General features: G+C 42.6%; 16 protein-coding genes. 9 read left to right on the top strand and 7 right to left on the bottom strand.

The window, feature by feature from the left end:
- Positions 1-6: 6 nt before the first annotated feature.
- Entirely contained in the window at positions 7-1011 is a 1005-nt protein-coding gene (locus tag G563_RS37015; RefSeq protein ID WP_028665886.1) for a FecR family protein, read from the bottom strand.
- 164 nt (positions 1012-1175) lie between these two features.
- Between G563_RS37015 and G563_RS0114140 the strand changes: the two genes are divergently transcribed.
- Positions 1176-1745, top strand: coding sequence for an RNA polymerase sigma factor (locus tag G563_RS0114140; protein ID WP_028665887.1), 570 nt, complete (start codon positions 1176-1178; stop codon positions 1743-1745).
- A 42-nt stretch (positions 1746-1787) separates the two neighbouring features.
- On the opposite strand, the gene G563_RS34745 is transcribed toward G563_RS0114140, so the two are convergent.
- Entirely contained in the window at positions 1788-2492 is a 705-nt protein-coding gene (locus G563_RS34745; RefSeq protein WP_051210980.1) for an XRE family transcriptional regulator, read from the bottom strand.
- Positions 2493-2611: 119 nt separating this feature from the next.
- Between G563_RS34745 and G563_RS0114150 the strand changes: the two genes are divergently transcribed.
- Together G563_RS0114150 and G563_RS0114155 are read left to right on the top strand one after the other, a co-directional pair.
- The gene (locus tag G563_RS0114150) at positions 2612-3016 is read left to right on the top strand and encodes a LexA family protein (RefSeq protein ID WP_028665888.1); all 405 of its coding nucleotides are present in this window, start codon (positions 2612-2614) and stop codon (positions 3014-3016) included.
- A gap of 1 nt (position 3017) precedes the next feature.
- Positions 3018-4328 carry a Y-family DNA polymerase gene (locus G563_RS0114155; protein WP_028665889.1) on the top strand — a complete coding sequence of 437 codons (1311 nt, stop codon included), beginning with the start codon at positions 3018-3020 and terminating at the stop codon, positions 4326-4328.
- Here the strand turns inward: G563_RS0114155 and G563_RS0114160 are convergent.
- The 5 genes from G563_RS0114160 to G563_RS0114180 all read right to left on the bottom strand — a co-directional run bounded on the left by G563_RS0114160 (position 4316) and on the right by G563_RS0114180 (position 11368).
- A complete protein-coding gene (locus G563_RS0114160; RefSeq protein WP_028665890.1) occupies positions 4316-4894 on the bottom strand; it encodes a chemotaxis protein CheB in 579 nt (192 codons plus the stop codon). The two genes, G563_RS0114155 and G563_RS0114160, sit on opposite strands and share 13 nt — an antisense overlap.
- On the bottom strand, positions 4873-5703 hold the full coding sequence (locus tag G563_RS0114165) for a CheR family methyltransferase (protein WP_229598508.1): 831 nt from the start codon (positions 5701-5703) through the stop codon (positions 4873-4875). The genes G563_RS0114160 and G563_RS0114165 overlap by 22 nt, the downstream gene beginning before the upstream one ends.
- Positions 5696-6061 (bottom strand): response regulator, encoded by a 366-nt coding sequence (locus G563_RS0114170; RefSeq protein ID WP_028665892.1) that lies wholly within the window; start codon positions 6059-6061, stop codon positions 5696-5698. The genes G563_RS0114165 and G563_RS0114170 overlap by 8 nt, the downstream gene beginning before the upstream one ends.
- Before the next feature lie 90 nt (positions 6062-6151).
- A complete protein-coding gene (locus G563_RS0114175) occupies positions 6152-9763 on the bottom strand; it encodes a response regulator (protein WP_028665893.1) in 3612 nt (1203 codons plus the stop codon).
- A gap of 27 nt (positions 9764-9790) precedes the next feature.
- Positions 9791-11368, bottom strand: a complete 1578-nt coding sequence (locus G563_RS0114180; RefSeq protein ID WP_028665894.1) for a hybrid sensor histidine kinase/response regulator — start codon at positions 11366-11368, stop codon at positions 9791-9793.
- Positions 11369-11665: 297 nt separating this feature from the next.
- On the opposite strand from G563_RS0114180, the gene G563_RS0114185 reads away from it, so the two are divergent.
- The 6 genes from G563_RS0114185 to G563_RS0114205 all read left to right on the top strand — a co-directional run bounded on the left by G563_RS0114185 (position 11666) and on the right by G563_RS0114205 (position 15637).
- Entirely contained in the window at positions 11666-12472 is an 807-nt protein-coding gene (locus tag G563_RS0114185) for a sulfite exporter TauE/SafE family protein (protein WP_028665895.1), read from the top strand.
- A 99-nt stretch (positions 12473-12571) separates the two neighbouring features.
- Positions 12572-13987 carry an MBL fold metallo-hydrolase gene (locus G563_RS0114190; RefSeq protein WP_028665896.1) on the top strand — a complete coding sequence of 472 codons (1416 nt, stop codon included), beginning with the start codon at positions 12572-12574 and terminating at the stop codon, positions 13985-13987.
- 114 nt (positions 13988-14101) lie between these two features.
- Positions 14102-14530: a class I SAM-dependent methyltransferase gene (locus tag G563_RS34750; protein WP_229598509.1), complete on the top strand. Its 429-nt coding sequence runs from the start codon at positions 14102-14104 to the stop codon at positions 14528-14530.
- 24 nt (positions 14531-14554) lie between these two features.
- The gene (locus G563_RS38935) at positions 14555-14701 is read left to right on the top strand and encodes a hypothetical protein (RefSeq protein ID WP_229598510.1); all 147 of its coding nucleotides are present in this window, start codon (positions 14555-14557) and stop codon (positions 14699-14701) included.
- A 37-nt stretch (positions 14702-14738) separates the two neighbouring features.
- Positions 14739-15131, top strand: coding sequence for a rhodanese-like domain-containing protein (locus G563_RS34755; RefSeq protein ID WP_051210981.1), 393 nt, complete (start codon positions 14739-14741; stop codon positions 15129-15131).
- Positions 15128-15637, top strand: a complete 510-nt coding sequence (locus tag G563_RS0114205) for a rhodanese-like domain-containing protein (RefSeq protein WP_028665897.1) — start codon at positions 15128-15130, stop codon at positions 15635-15637. The genes G563_RS34755 and G563_RS0114205 overlap by 4 nt, the downstream gene beginning before the upstream one ends.
- Positions 15638-15646 lie beyond the last annotated feature (9 nt).

Genomic DNA, 15646 nt, shown 5'->3' on the forward strand with positions numbered 1-15646 from the left:
GGTAAATCAATCATTAACAGATTTTTTAAACTGCACCCCTCCCTCTACGCGCACTACCTGATGAGGATATGCTTTGGTGAGGGCATTGATAAGAACGGCAGGGTCGTCGGCAGGAAATACCCCATTAAATTCTCCCAGTTCGCTTCCTTGTTCTACCTGCACTTTCAGGCCAAAGCGTTCTTCTAGTACTTTTTGTATTTCTAACAGTGTAGCGTTTTCAAAAATCACTTTGCCCGATTGCCAAGCCGCATAATTCTGAACATTCACCTCTCTTTTCACTAAATTGCCCGAAGAATTTGAGTATTCTACCAAATCCCCTGGCTGCATCAATAGTTTTTGGGAATTGACTTTGTTGATCGACAATTCTACTTTTCCCGATTCGAGGGCTACCGAAGTCGAATTGGAGAAACTTCGGACATTGAAGCGTGTCCCTAATACCGCCACATCCACCTCTCCCGAATGCACCACAAATCCGCGATGATTGGGCAAATGACTCACGTCAAAAAAGGCTTCCCCTTTGAGCCATACTTCTCGACTTCCGGTGGCTTCTTGCTCCATACCCGTCACTTTGAGTTCTGAGCCTTTGTTTAATTTGACGAGAGAGCCGTCGGCTAGTTTTAATTCCAGCATTTTCTCTGAGGCCACATACACCTTAGAAGTTGAGTCTTTATTCACATACCAAACCACTCCTAGTGCCATCAAAAGACTAGCGGCTACGGGCATCGTCCATCGTACAATGATACTTTTTAGCGAGCGTTTCAGAGGTTTTGTGTTTTCCCAATCCTGTACTCTTGCCATCAATTTTGTACTTGCTTGCGCTATTTGCTGCTCATCTACTGTTGTCTCATCTTCGGTGTGCATCAGTTTCAGTAAAGACACCGCTTCGTCCACATTCGCTTTCAAATGAGGATCTTCGTGCATTAAGCGTTCCCATTTTTTTATTGCATCATCATCAGTCCTAAAATACCAGCCTAAAAAGGTTTCGTCGGTAAGCAATTGTTCGGGCTTCATATCAAATGTTTGTTCCTTTCTTATACCAGTGCAATCAATCGTCACGGGATAATCATTTTTTTTCTTATTTTTTTTTTATTAATTAAAATTTAAAATTGCACGCCCTTTGAATAGTCTAACTTTGCTTTGCTTTTGTAATAAGGTTAAACACAACTTTTGGTTAGATGGATGAAGCTCAATTGTGGAAGGGTTTTCTGAATGCCGATCCAAAAGCTTTCGAAGACCTTTTTAAGAACTACTACAAGCCTCTGTATCTGTACGGCTACAAAATGGTCCGTAATAGGCAGCTTGTGGACGATTGTATTCAGGATCTTTTTTTTGAGCTATGGACGAGCAAAGAGCATTTGAGCGAAGTCACGTCGGTAAAAGGCTATCTCTTCAAAGCGCTCAAGTTCAAATTGACAAGGGCGTTAAGAAAAGAAAACCGTTTTGATAGCATAGAAGAAGAACCCAACGAGTGGTTTGAAATCAGTCATGAAAATTGGCTTATCGAACAACAAACCGATGCCGACCAAAAAGAGCGATTGACGCACCTCATGAGCCAACTTACCAAACGACAACAAGAAGCAATTTATCTGAGATTTTATGTGCAGCTTACCTACGAAGAAGTTGCGGAGATGATGAAGCTGACGTATCAGGCAGTGGTCAATCTAGTTTATAAATCTGTTAAATTTCTTAGAGAGCACTTAGTGCCGTTATTAATGCTTACACTGATAAATAGATATTTGTTCTGAATGCCCTCCACCGGAAGGCATTCAGGTAGTTTAAGTGACATTTTAGGCCAAAGGAAACTCTGAATCAAAATAGCCAGCAAAACGCCACAATTCTTGAATTTCATCCCTCCGCACGGGATAAGGCGCATAGCGCTCATTGAGTGACTTAAGTACAAGCACTCCTTTTTCTTCCAAATAATTAAAAACTTTTTTCAAGACAACTCCTTCATCTTTGGTAACTACCAAACAAATCGTGCCACTTTTGACGGCGTCCCAGCGGTCGATGTATTCTCCAAAAACTACCGCCCCTTCTCTCAAAGGCGGCATAGAATCGCCTTCATAAGGAAAAGCACGGTATTTGCGCTCTCTGGATAAAAAAGGCAATTGAAAAGTAGGCAGTCGATTGATATAATCTATGTCTCCGTAGCCTTCGGCATAGCCGCCCATCGCCCTCACCGGCACAAACTCAATGTTTTCGTGATTTTGGCTATCGACTGTCGTCACCAACACACGGATGTCGTTTGAAGCAAAAGGCTGAAACTCACGACTTAAGTCTTTACGCAGAAGCCCGTCAATGGTTACGCCAAAGAAAGCCGCCAAGCGAATCAAATCCTCAAAACTAGGCTCGGCTCGGCCTAATTCGTAGGCGGCTAGGGTAGATTTTTTCATCCCCAATTCATCAGCTAACCGCTGTTGAGATACCTTTCCGGCTAGCTTTCCGCGTAGGTAAGAAAGATTTTGAGCAAAATTATTCACTTTTTCTTGCATAAAATTAAAAACATGGCTAATTTTTGCAACTAAAATACAAATTATTTAGTCAACTACCAAGAAACAGCCATTTAAACATTTATATACTAAAACAATATTTTTTTAAAACGTTAAAACTCATGAACTTCTACTTTCCTACGGTTTTTATTCCTTTTTCTGGTGCTACAGTAGCGGCGGGTTTTCCTTCTCCCGCCGAAGACTACACCGAGCTATCGCTTGATCTCAATAGCCACCTCATCGACCGCCCTTATACTACTTTTTGCATCCGAGTAAGGGGCAATTCGATGGAAGGCGCCAGGGTGTATGATGGCGATATGTTGCTGGTTGACCGCTCTATTTCTCCCCAAAACGGCCACATTGTTATTGGCGTCTTAGACGGCGAATTTACGGTCAAACGGCTACGTATCGACCAAGGCCAAATGTATCTGCTCCCAGAGCATCCTGCTTATGACCCCATCAAAATCAACCATGAAAATGATTTTAAAGTATGGGGTGTAGTGACCTACGTTATTCACAAAGCCTAATATGTACGCCCTGATAGATTGTAACAATTTTTATGCCTCTTGTGAGCGAGTATTCCAACCTCAACTCGAAAAGCGGCCTATCGTGGTACTTTCCAACAATGACGGCTGCATCATTGCTCGTTCTAACGAAGCCAAAGTACTTGGCATTCCGATGGGAATTCCGGTGTTTCAGGTGGAGGCTTTACTCCGACAATACCAAGTTAAGGTTTTTTCTTCTAACTATGCCCTTTACGGCGATTTGTCGCACCGGGTGATGCAATCTTTACAAGCCTTTGCTCCGGCAATGGAAGTGTATTCTATCGACGAAGCTTTTCTAGATTTGCGAAAAATTCCTTTTTATGATTTAGAAAAGTGGGCCCAAACCCTCAAACAAAACATCCAACAATGGACGGGTATTCCGATTTCGATTGGCATTGCCCCTACCAAAACACTGGCCAAAATCGCCAACCGCTACGCCAAAGCCTTTCTGCCATCAGAAGGCATTTTTATCATTGAAGACGACCCCACTGCCGAAATCGCCCTGGCAGCTACGCCCATTGAGGATGTGTGGGGTATAGGGCGTCGCTACAAACGGCTTTTGCATTCGCACCAGATTTTTAATGCTTTTCAGCTCGTTCAAGCACCCGAAAGCTGGATTCAAAAACACCTTAAAGTAGTGGGATTGCGTATGTTGCGTGAGTTGCGCGGGGAGGTTTGTTATGGTCTTACCCTAGAGCCACACCCCAAAAAAGGCATTTGTGTCTCTCGGTCGTTTCGGCAAGCAACCTCTCATTTTGGGACCATCCAAGAGGTAGTTTCTACCTTTGCAGCCCGCTGTGGCGAAAAGCTCCGAAAACAAAAAAGCTGTGCCAATCTGCTTTATCTTTTTTTGTTTACCAATGCTTATCAAGATGCTTCCCCTCCTCAGATGTATTCAAAAGTAATATACCTTCCCGTAGCAACCCACAACAGCTTCGAATTGGTAAAAATGGCGCTTACGGCACTAGATTTGATTTTTAAAGAAGAATATCGTTATAAAAAAGTAGGAATCATGGTGACAGGTATTACACCTGAATCTCATGTACAAACCAGTCTTTTTGACAAACCCGACCCTCAGCACCTCAATCAAAAACGAGTATTGAAAGCGGTAGATGCGCTCAATCGGAAATTAGGCAGAGATAAAATCCGAATCGCCATCCAAGGATATGGCTGGCAGCCTTCCCAAGCCCATCGCTCTCCTTGCTATACCACCCGCTGGGAAGATATTCCCACGATCGACGAAAGAAGGGATTTTAGGGGAAAGCCCCTCTCCCCTCGCCCTCATAAAGACTGAATCAAAGCGGCGATTTGCTGAATATCCAAAATCCAGTCTGCAACACCTTGGTTAATAGCCTGCTGAGGCATAAAAGGCACTTTGGCGGTATCAGGTTTTTGAGCCACTGTCACTCCACCCGCTTTTTTGATGGCTTTCAAACCTTGGGTACCGTCTGCATTGGCTCCTGAGAGCAAAATAGCGACCGATGAACGTCCGCACACATCTGCTACCGACTCAAAAGTAACATCCAATGCGGGACGACTATAATTCACTTTTTCGGAATCATCCAAAGAGAAAAATCCGTCTTTTTCGAGTAGTAAATGATAATCTGCCGGGGCAAGATAGATATGCCCTTTCTCTATTACATCTTTATCCTCTACCTCCTGAATAGGAAGGGAAGTTTTGTAAGAAAATAAATCCGCTAAAGACGAGTCGTTGGAGTTTTTTCGATGAACTACCACTATCAGCACAAAAGGCATAGGAGAAGGCAAATCAGGCAGCAATTCTAGCAGTACTTCCAAACTCCCCGAAGAACCTCCTATTACTACTACTTTGCAGTCCTTTATGAGACGATTTTCCGCCATATTTTTTCGCTATTGAGTTGCTTGTATTTTGACTGTACCACCGAAAACTTAAGAGTCTCTTTTGAACCCAATGCCAAATAGCCCAATGCTCCCAAACTTTCATCAAACAACTGTAATACTCTATCTTGTAAGTCTTTATCAAAATAAATCAAAACATTACGACAAAGTATCAGATCAAATTCATTGAACGAACGATCCGATACTAAATTATGAGTTGAAAAAATCATCCTTTCACCAAGAGCTTCATCAAACTTCACTTGTCCATAATGAGCCGTATAATAACTCGAAAAATCTTTTCGCCCTCCCGACAAAATATAATTTTCGGAATACTGCTTCATCGACTGAAGCGGAAAAAGGCCCGTTCTCGCTCTCTCCAATACGCTAGGATTCAAATCAGTTGCGTATAAAAGAGACTTTTGCAGCAAATTCATTTCTTTCAACAAAATCGCCATCGAATACACTTCTTCGCCCGTGGAGCATCCTGCATGCCAAATCCTAATAAAAGGTTTGGCACTGATGGTTTGGAGTACTTCGGTGCGTAGTGTTTTATAAAAAGAAGGGTCGCGAAACATCTCTGTGACATTGACAGTCACCTCCTCCACAAACCGCTTCAAATAAGCTTTGTCCTCTTTGATTCGATATTTGAATTCGGCAAGACTCGGAAATTTGTCTAACGAACACAGTCGTGTAATGCGGCGTTTGAGCGAAGCCCTCGAGTAATGCGTAAAATCATACCCATGCCATTCAAAAAGGTCGTTGAGCAAATGCTCCACTTCGGCATCCTCAATCTGTATCAGTTCTTTATACACGGTCTAACATTTCCATTAATTTATCTACATCAATTGGCTTTGAGATATAATCGGTAGCCCCCGCTGCTAAACATTTTTCCTTATCCCCCACCATTGCTTGAGCCGTCACCGAAAAAATAGGCGTATTGGCTCGGTGCGCTAGTGATTTGATGCGAGGAATCGCCTCATAGCCATCCATTTCGGGCATCATCATATCCATCAAAATGACATCGACTATTTCGTCGGTCTTCAAAATATCCAATGCTTCTTGGGCACTAAGGCACGAAAGACACTCAAATGCCCGTGCTCGTAATGTCGCTTTTAGAGCAAAGATATTTCGAGAATCGTCGTCGATGATCAAAACTCTCTTTTTACGCATGAGGTCTAAAATTAAGTAATATGGATGCTAAATACCAGTTTGTTTTCATTGTTTACAGATTGACATTCAATAAGTTATAAAAAAAACAATTTACCTTTTTTCATACAACCACACTCGCAGCAGAGATATGAGTTGGTCAATATCGACGGGCTTGGTGATATAATCCGACGCCCCTGCCTGAATACACTTTTCGCGGTCGCCTGTCATGGCCTTAGCCGTGACCGCAATCACCGGCAAATTCTTCCATTTATAGTTTTCTCTGATTTTTTTGGCAGTTTCATACCCATCAATTTGGGGCATCATCATATCCAGTAGCACTACATCTATGCGCGGATTTTCATTCAATTTTTGCAAGGCCTCTTTTCCATCCAAGGCCGTGACTACGTTCATCTTATAGTTTTCGAGTGCCTTTGACAAAGAGAAGATATTCCTGACGTCGTCGTCGGCCACCAACACCGTTTTGTCTTTCAGGATGTCGGTCAAAACCCCTAACTTTTTCGGTTCTTCGGCGGCGGCGGCCGTAGAGGATTTCTGTTCTCCTACGAGATGTAAGAAAATCGACACCTCGTCGAGCATACGCTGATAAGAATGTGCGGTCTTGACCACAATAGAATCGGCATAGCGTTTGATTTTGAGTTCTTCGGCCATCGACAAACTCTTTCCCGTAAAAATAATAATAGGGACTCTCTCCAAGCCAGGGTTTTTCTTGACTTCTTCGAGGGTATCGTAGGCAGTACTATCAGGGATACCCATATCCAAAATAACACACTCCACTTCTTTGCGTTTGAGGGCTTCGACCCCTTCCGAAATATTGCTTCGAAGCTCCGAACTAATATCGAAAGTCTCTAAGAAGTAGGCCAATGCCTTGGCATGTTTGGGATTATCTTCTACAATCAACACTTTTTTGGAATCTCGATTGAGCACGTATTCTATTTTTTCAAATACCTCTTGCATTTGCTCAAAAGCCACAGGCTTGTCTACAAAATCAATCGCGCCTTTCAGGATGCTTTCTTTTTCCAAATGCAAAGACGACATCATATGCACTGGAATATGACGCGTTTGGGGATTGTTTTTGAGTGCATCCATCACTTCCCATCCGCTCATCACGGGGAGTTGGATATCCAATAGTATGCCTATAGGTTTGTAAATAGTAGCCAATTGGACACCTTCATCGCCTCGCACCGCCACGATTCCCTTATATCCTTTGCTACGGGCATAATTGAGAAGCGAACGGGCAAAATTGGTATCATCTTCAATGATAAGTATGCTTTTGTCATCTGAATGAATAGCATTTCTATCATCGGGGATATTTTCAGGAATAGACGCACTGATATACCTATCGGTGGGAGTTTCTTTGCTGACGGGGGTCGGCAGTTTGGGTTCGGTGGTAAGCGTGATAGGCTTAGAAGACCCGCTAGCCACACTACCGCCAGATGTCAGCGGAACACACAAAGTAAAGGTGCTTCCTTGATTGACGCGGCTCGAAAGCGAGATTTCGCCCCCCAGCAATTTAGCCAATTCTCTACTAATCGAAAGCCCCAAGCCGGTACCTCCGTATTTTCGTTTGGTGGAGCCGTCGGCCTGCTGAAATGCCTCAAAAATAAGGGGTTGCTTTTCGGGAGGAATCCCAATGCCCGTATCTTTCACACCAAAACACAACGCATTGTTTTCAGCTTGCCGATAGATATTGACTTTGACCGAACCCGTTTCGGTAAATTTAAGCGCATTAGAAATGAGGTTTTTGAGAATTTGTCCCAATCTCATTTTGTCCGTTTCAATCGTTGACGGGACATCGGCCGCTACACTAATTTCAAAATCTAGTTTTTTATCTTTCGCAATAGGCTCAAAGAGTGATTGTAGCTCATATCTGATATCTTCTAGTGCCACATCCGAGACCTCTAGGGTCATCTGCCCTGCTTCAATTTTAGACAAATCCAATATTTCATCAATCAGGCCAAGTAATCCATTTCCTGAAGATTGAATGACTTTGGCATACTCAATTTGCTCTTCCGAAAGGTTGTGTTCGGTGTTTTCGGATAGCAAGCGGCTCAACAACAAAATAGAATTGAGCGGGGTACGAAGTTCATGCGACATATTGGCCAAGAACTCTGATTTATAACGAGTTGTAAGCTCAAGTTCTTCGGCTTTTTTCTGAATTTCTTCATTTTTTTCTTCCAACAAAATACTTCTTTCTTCTAGCTCAGTGTTGGTTTGTTGGAGTTCTTCTTGCTGCACTCTTAGTTCTTCTTCCGAGGCTTGGAGTTTTTGAGCTTGCGCTTCTAATTCGGTATTGAGATTTTCGAGTTCGTTGTGTTGGGCCTGCAATTCCTCCGATTGAGCCTGCGTTTCTTCCAAGAGATTTTGTAACTTCAAATAATCTAAAGCCGAATTGATAGCAATAGCCATCGCTTCTTGGTTGGTTTCCAGAAAAGTGATTTCTAGCTCGGTAGGGTGCCGCAAAAAGCCCAATTCAATAATTCCAATGCACTCGTGCGCATACATAAGCGGTACAATCAGCACCGAACAAGGGGAAGTATTGCCAAGAGACGAACCAATTTCAAAGTAATTTGACGGCAAATCTCTCAAAATAGTCGTTTGTTTACTCTCAATAGCTTGCCCTATCACCCCTTCACCGCTAGTGATTTGCGGAGGAGCATTGAGAGCCGCATGACTTCCCGCCAATCTAAAACTCCCTGCTTCTTCATGGATGTAGAGCGTTCCAGTGGGTGTTTGGAGGTACGAAACTATGGTTGACATGATATTGGCGGACAGTTTTTTGAGTTCTCGCTGTCCTCTCATAGCCGTACTCAGCTTTACAGTACCTGCTTGCAGCCATCCTTTATTGTTCAAATCAGTGAAAGTAGTTTCCAAAGATTCGGCCATTTTGTTAAGCGCTTTTGAGATACGGCCCAGCTCGTCGTTGCCGGCATCCGTACTACGCGCTGCATAATCTCCCTCAGCGATATGAGCCGTAATCTGCTCCATGCGACTGATTCGCTGCGAAGTCTCGATGTATTTTTCTTCGGCCAGCTTTTGTTGGGCTATTCTCTCATCCAAGTCACGCTTGATACGAATGTAAGTAAAGACCGTAATCAAAATAGAGATAATAGCAGCAATCGCCAACAACAGCGGCGTATATCGGATATAAACTTGAAGCTGCTCCGTACGTTCTTGCAAGCGCTTGGTTTCTTGGGCTTTGATACGATTCACTACTCGTCTCAAATCATCCATAATTTTTCTACCCTTGACCATTTCGGCTAAACGTTGGGTAGTATCTCCCCTAGAAACGTTTCCTCTACGCGCCATATCAATGATCTTTTGCATCTGCTCAAATTTGGCCTCGTACAGTCGGCGGGTTTCTTCTAGGTTGTTTTGTTGAAACGAATCATCAACTGTCAGTTTTTTAGCACGCTCATAGCTTTCGGTTGCTTTTTCATAGGCTCCGTTGTAGGGTGCCAAAAAAGCAGGATTGAGTGTAAGCAAATACCCCCGCTGCCCTGTTTCGGCATCTTTGAGATAAGAAATGATATTTTCGGCTTCCATCAGCACCTCATTGGTGTGATTGACGAGCTTGGAGTTATCAATCAGCTGCTGTGTACTATAAAATGAAGCAAAAAGACTAACCAACAATAAAAGTATAGAGGCCGAAAAGACAATCTGAAGCTGTCGAATGACCGTATTTGAAACAGTGCGGAGCGGCATAAATGTTTGTTTGTAAAGATTATTTTACTAATTCACCAACTCATTTTGAGTTACTGGCAAAACGATAATAAAACTTGCGCCTTCATTTTCTCGGCTCTGAGCCGAAATAATACCGTTGTGTTTTTCAATATTTTTCTTGGCGATGGCAAGCCCAATCCCCGTACCTTCATAACTATTATGGTCGTTGAGACGTTGAAAAATAACAAAAATTCGATCTAGGAATTTCTCATTAAAGCCGATTCCATTGTCTTTGACCACTATACGGCAATACGCGCCATTAGGAGTAAGTTTACTTTCAATGTCTTTATGAGCCACTAGCTCCCCCGTAATTTCAACCACGGGTGGCACTCCTTCTTTGGCAAATTTGAGGGCATTGCTGATAAGGTTTTGAAAAACCTGTCGTAAACGGGCCGGAATTCCTTCAATCATTGGCAAATCCCCGATTTCTACCACCGCTTTTTTCTTATGAATAAGGTCATCAAAATCCAGCAAAAGCTCCTCTAACAAAGCGTTGAGATTAGTAGGTTGGAAGAGAGCCTCCGCCGATAATTGAGAATATTCCAATACATCATTGATAAGCCTCGACATACGGTCAGAGGCTTTTATCGAACGCTCCAGATAAGAGGCCGCCTCGGCGTTGTCTTTCAAGAAACGCTCTTTGATGATGCCATTGAAAATTTGAATTTTTCTTAAAGGCTCTTTCAAGTCATGCGATACTACCCATGCAAACTGTTGCAGCTCATGGTTGGTTCGCTCCAACTCTAAATTCTTATCTCTCAACTCTTTAGTCCTCAAAAACACTTCTTCTTCCAGTAACTCAGCCGCGATTTTTTGGGGATGAATATCCGTAAACGTTCCTACCCATCTCACAATCGTCTCTTGCTGTTTGATAGGTAGAATCCTCAATAAGTGATAACGGTACTCTCCTGTATCAAGTAGCCGTAGGCGTGTTTCGCAAGAGAAAGCAATTCCTTTCTCAAAATGTTTGGCCCAATCGTCACAAGTTCGGTCATCAGGGTGTAATTCTGGAAAAGTATTGGGATCTCGTGAATACAAAAACCAATGTTCATTTACATACTCCAAACCTCCATCCGTAGTCACCGTAAATGCCATTTGAGGAAGCGATGAGAGCACTAAACGCAACTCTTCCATGCTTTTTACCAATTCCTCTTGCGCTTGTTTTCGTACTTCGACTTCTTTTTGAAGTGATTTTTGGATGGCCCGCAGTTCTTGCTGTTGTTCGTAAAGCTTATTAAAGTTTTTGACTTTCAACAACAAAATATCAGGGTCTACGGGCTTGGTTAGATAATCGACCCCACCCGAAGTATATCCCTTGGTGATAAATTTTTTATCGGTATTAACTGCCGACAAAAATATAATAGAAGTATCTTTTGCTTTGCTAAAACCCGCGATGGCATTGGCCACTTCAAAACCATCCATATCAGGCATTTGTACATCCAAAATAATGACTGAATAATTGTGATTCAAGACTTTTTTCAAAGCTTCCTCTCCCGACTCAGCCGTATCGGTTTCAAAACTATGTAATTCAAGTATTTTTTTTAATGGTAGTATATTTTCGGGTCTGTCATCAACTATTAGAATCATGCGAAATGATGAGTTTTATATCTAAAGCGTACCTATTTCATACTTTTTTTGCACTAATTAATACGAAGCATAAATAGAAGAACAAGAATACATTATGTGAATATTGGTATATTCCGTAAAGATACATTTCTCAGGTAGACCTTCCAAATTTTGACGGCAACTAGCCTTCTCAATCAAAACATTGAGGCTTTTTTATAAACCTTTCTTCTATGTAACAATTATCACGGACTGGCTTTTAGACTGAATCTACTTTTGCAGTGTCATTCAACAACAACATTTAAAATAACGCTCGCAAGTATGAGTTCTATCGAAATTTTCGGTTTTTCGGCATCCATCCTTATCGGTGTCAGTTTAGGGCTAATTGGCGGAGGAGGCAGTATTCTTACCTTGCCTGTGCTCGTCTATCTTTTGGGTATCAATCCCGTCTTGTCCACCGCCTATTCTCTTTTTGTGGTCGGTACTACTTCCTTGGTAGGCTCTTTCAATTTTATGCGCAAAGGACTCGTCAATTATAAAGCTGCGTTGGTATTTGCGCTGCCTTCTTTCACCACCGTGTTTTTAACGCGCAAATATCTCGTACCTGCCATTCCGGATTCATTGTTTAGCATAGCAGGCTTCGAAATCACCAAAAATATCGGTATCATGATATTTTTTGCGCTTGTGATGTTAGCGGCTTCTTATTCGATGATAAAAGACAAAAAAGCCAATAATAACGAAGGCACTGGCGAGCTCAAATTCAACTATCCCCTGATTGCCCTCGAAGGAGCGGTGGTAGGGGTACTCACAGGTATCGTAGGAGCAGGAGGTGGATTTTTGATTATCCCTGCTTTAGTACTCTTGGCTCGTCTCCCTATGAAAATGGCCGTAGGTACTTCTTTACTTATCATTGCGGCCAAATCACTCATCGGATTTATCGGTGATCTTTCCAATGTTGCCGTGGATTGGCCATTTCTGATGGAGTTTACGGCATTGTCAGTAGTAGGGATTTTTGTAGGAAGTTACCTATCTAAATTTATCGCTGGCGATAAACTCAAAAAATCTTTTGGCTGGTTTGTGCTTCTGATGGGAGTGTATATCATCACCAAAGAAATTTTCTTCAAATAACCGCCTAAAATCCCTCCTCTGTAATAAATGTTACAGACTGAGCAGCATACAGTACCTAGCTTTGTTTCATCAAATTAGTAACTAAACATCCAAACAACCATGTTCTTTCAACACATATATGACAAAACTTTGGCCCAAGCCAGCTATTTGGTAGGCTGCCAAAAAACCGGCGAAGCCATCGTAATTGACCCCAAAAGAGATGTAGATACTTACCTTGAAATAGCAAAACAAAACGGACTAAGAATCACCCATATCACCGAAACGCACATTCATGCCGATTTTTTGTCGGGTGCGAGAGAATTGGCCGCCCTTACTGGTGCTCAAATGTACCTTTCTGACGAAGGTGGAGAAGATTGGAGATATGAGTTTGAGCACATTGGGCTTAAACACGGCAGTATCATTAAAGTCGGGAACCTAACGCTTGAAGTACTTCACACTCCCGGACATACCCCCGAAAGTATCAGCTTTCTGCTCACTGATAAGCCCGCTTCCTTAAAACCTGTTATGTTGTTTACGGGCGACTTCGTGTTTGTAGGTGATATTGGGCGGCCTGATTTGCTCGAAAAAGCCGCTGGTCTCAAAGGCACCCAAGACAAAGGAGCTTTACAAATGTACCAATCACTAGCGCTTTTTGCGAACCTCCCCGATTACGTTCAGGTTTGGCCTGGACACGGTGCTGGCTCGGCTTGTGGTAAAGCACTAGGAGCCGTACCAAGCACCACAGTAGGCTATGAGAAAATACGCAACTGGGCTTTCCAATATGACGAAGACCAAGAAGGTTTTGTAAAATATTTGTTGGCCGACCAGCCCGAGCCTCCCAAGTATTTTGCAATGATGAAAAAACTCAACAAAACAGCACGCCCGTTGCTTACGTCGGTGCCGCAGCAGCAAAAACTCACACCTGAGGCAGTCAAAGAGGCAATGACTCAAGGTATTAAACTAATTGATACTCGCAATAAGGCCGAGTTTGTAAAAGGTTTTGTACCGAATAGCCTCAACATCCAAGGCAACAACGCCTTTGCTACTTGGATGGGGTGGCTTATCGATTATGAAGAGCCTTTTATGCTGGTAGCTAGTGATTCACAAATCGAAGACCTCACTCGCAAACTCATGCGTATCGGCCTAGACAACGTGCTGGGGTATATTACGGATGTCAATTTACTAGGCATAGAATTAGAAAAAAACGAGTGGATAGATATAGAAGAGTTCAAATCCTATATAGGCCGCGAAGATGTCCAAATTGTAGATTTACGGGGTGTGGCTGAGTATAACAGCGGACACATAGAAGGTGCCGACAACGTTTTTGTAGGAACCCTCCCCGCCAACCTCGACAAAATAAGCCGCGACAAACAGCTCGTGATTCATTGTCAGGGCGGCGACCGTGCGGCGATTGGGTACTCGCTGCTTCGGAAAAATGGCTTCAAAAACATCAAAAATTATTCGGCTGGTATCAATGAATGGGTCAGCAAAGGCAATCTACTCGTGACAGAAATGGTAGAAGAGGCAGCTTGTTAGTTAAGATGATTAAGAACAAAAACTCCCCAGTTCATTTTACTTGGGGAGTTTGGTTTTTAATAAAACACCTCTTATTCAAAATTTCAAAACACCTTTTCAAATACCTCACTTCTCATGAAAGAATTTTGGGAAACCCGCTATAAAGAGTCTGCTTTTGCGTACGGAACACGCCCCAACGAATTTTTCCAAGAGCATATTAATAAAATTCCCCCTGGCAAAATCCTTCTCCCCGCCGAAGGAGAAGGCCGTAATGCGGTATACGCTGCCCGAAAAGGTTGGGAAGTCACGGCCTTTGATTTTAGTATGCAAGCTATGCTAAAAACTTTCCAATTGGCCGAACGCTACGACGTCACGCTCAATTATACAGTTCAAGACGTAGCCAAGTTTGAATCTAACGGAGTCGCTTATGATGCAATAGGATTGTTTTTTGCCCATTTTCCCCCGCCTCTTAGAAAAACATTTCATCAAAAACTTCCGACCATGCTCAAAAAATCGGGCTATGTGTTGTTGGAGGCTTTTCATTCAAATCAGCTGTATTATTAATCGGGTGGCCCCAAAGAAAAAGAGATGCTGTTGACTCTTGAAGATTTGGAAATGGCATTTAAAGACCTCACCATTTTGATGCTCGAAGACCGCATCGTCGAACTCGACGAAGGCCCTTACCACCAAGGCAAAGCTCACGTAGTACGAATGATAGCCACCAAAACTGATTAATTAAGCTATCGATTCACGCATATTTCTCATTTATGTCATGAAAAATCTTATTATTTTATTTGCAGTTGTTGTCAGTGGCTGGGCTTGTTCTCAAGCACAAACCACACAAAACCTAAATGCCAGCGCATTTAAAGAAACAATGGCCCAAACCCCCAACAAAATCGTTCTTGATGTTCGTACAAATGGAGAAGTTGCACAAGGAGTGATTGCGGGAGCCACCCAAATCGATTATAGTAATCCTCATTTTGAGCATCAACTTGAGCAATTAGACAAATCAAAGCCTATCTTTGTATATTGTGCCATAGGAGGTCGTAGTGGTTCGGCTGTTCAATTGATGCAAAAAAAAGGATTCAAAAAAATCTATAATCTCGACGGGGGTATCAATGCTTGGCAAAGAGCAGGATATCCCATTACTTCTCTCAAAAAATGAAATCTCTCATCTTGATTTTTTCATTCTGTATCATGCTATTTGGTAAAACTTCCGCCCAATCTCCCAAAGTAAGTAGTGGGCCCTATAATCTTCTTCTGCGGACGTTGTTGTCACACTCTGTGCCCGAGGTAGATGTGCAGCAATTGGCTCATACCAAAGAAAAAATTGTGTGGGTAGATGCCCGCGAAAAACGCGAATATGAAGTGAGTCATCTGCCCAATTCAGTTTGGGTAGGCTATGATCAGCTAGATTTATCACCTCTGACTCATATACCCAAAAATCAGCCAATAGTAGTGTACTGCTCCGTAGGCTACCGAAGCGAAAAAGTAACTGAAAAGCTTATCAAACAAGGATTTACCAATGTCAAAAATCTCTACGGAGGGATTTTTGAATGGAAAAATCAAGGCGGTGAAGTAGTCAATGAAAAAGGCAAAACCGACGATGTTCATGCCTACAACAAAACATGGGGTGTATGGCTCACCAAAGGCAACAAAATCTACCAATAAGCCCAAAGC

The sequence above is a fragment of the Runella zeae DSM 19591 genome (assembly GCF_000423565.1).
GTDB classification, from domain to species: Bacteria; Bacteroidota; Bacteroidia; order Cytophagales; family Spirosomataceae; genus Runella; species Runella zeae.

Coding starts and splice junctions, on each gene's coding strand:
- G563_RS37015 (WP_028665886.1), bottom strand. CDS start 1,011: ATGAAGCCCGAACAATTGCTTACCGACGAAACCTTTTTAGGCTGGTAT.
- G563_RS0114140 (WP_028665887.1), top strand. CDS start 1,176: ATGGATGAAGCTCAATTGTGGAAGGGTTTTCTGAATGCCGATCCAAAA.
- G563_RS34745 (WP_051210980.1), bottom strand. CDS start 2,492: ATGCAAGAAAAAGTGAATAATTTTGCTCAAAATCTTTCTTACCTACGC.
- G563_RS0114150 (WP_028665888.1), top strand. CDS start 2,612: ATGAACTTCTACTTTCCTACGGTTTTTATTCCTTTTTCTGGTGCTACA.
- G563_RS0114155 (WP_028665889.1), top strand. CDS start 3,018: ATGTACGCCCTGATAGATTGTAACAATTTTTATGCCTCTTGTGAGCGA.
- G563_RS0114160 (WP_028665890.1), bottom strand. CDS start 4,894: ATGGCGGAAAATCGTCTCATAAAGGACTGCAAAGTAGTAGTAATAGGA.
- G563_RS0114170 (WP_028665892.1), bottom strand. CDS start 6,061: ATGCGTAAAAAGAGAGTTTTGATCATCGACGACGATTCTCGAAATATC.
- G563_RS0114175 (WP_028665893.1), bottom strand. CDS start 9,763: ATGCCGCTCCGCACTGTTTCAAATACGGTCATTCGACAGCTTCAGATT.
- G563_RS0114180 (WP_028665894.1), bottom strand. CDS start 11,368: ATGATTCTAATAGTTGATGACAGACCCGAAAATATACTACCATTAAAA.
- G563_RS0114185 (WP_028665895.1), top strand. CDS start 11,666: ATGAGTTCTATCGAAATTTTCGGTTTTTCGGCATCCATCCTTATCGGT.
- G563_RS0114190 (WP_028665896.1), top strand. CDS start 12,572: ATGTTCTTTCAACACATATATGACAAAACTTTGGCCCAAGCCAGCTAT.
- G563_RS34750 (WP_229598509.1), top strand. CDS start 14,102: ATGAAAGAATTTTGGGAAACCCGCTATAAAGAGTCTGCTTTTGCGTAC.
- G563_RS38935 (WP_229598510.1), top strand. CDS start 14,555: ATGCTGTTGACTCTTGAAGATTTGGAAATGGCATTTAAAGACCTCACC.
- G563_RS34755 (WP_051210981.1), top strand. CDS start 14,739: ATGAAAAATCTTATTATTTTATTTGCAGTTGTTGTCAGTGGCTGGGCT.
- G563_RS0114205 (WP_028665897.1), top strand. CDS start 15,128: ATGAAATCTCTCATCTTGATTTTTTCATTCTGTATCATGCTATTTGGT.